Below are 270 nucleotides of genomic sequence, written 5' to 3'. Positions count from 1 at the left end.
CTCACAAAACGATTATGATCGTTCAAGATTCAAGAGAATATTTAAACAACTACAAGAACAGGGGATTAGAGTAGCGGCCATTTCTGGAAACCAATACCAACAGATTCGTTCCTTTTTTACGGAAGAGGCAAATCATATGACCATTGTTTCTGAAGTGGGTGCCGTTATTGTGGAAAATGGTGTTAGAATTTTTGATGCACATTTTGAGAAGCCTGTTGTTGAGCGAGTATTGGAAATATTACATCAAAAAGATTTACTTAAATCTTGTTC

Annotated in this window: 1 protein-coding gene; it reads left to right on the top strand. The window is 35.9% G+C overall.

What is annotated here, in order from left to right:
• A partial coding sequence (locus tag RG959_RS24220; protein WP_342799308.1) for an HAD hydrolase family protein occupies positions 1-270 on the top strand: 270 nt, incomplete at both ends.

The sequence above is a fragment of the Domibacillus sp. 8LH genome, from assembly GCF_038806185.1.
In the GTDB taxonomy this organism is placed as follows: domain Bacteria; phylum Bacillota; class Bacilli; order Bacillales; family Domibacillaceae; genus Domibacillus; species Domibacillus indicus_A.
The sequence above is the reverse complement of the archived record's forward strand: the minus strand, read 5'-3'. Positions and strand labels throughout refer to the sequence as shown.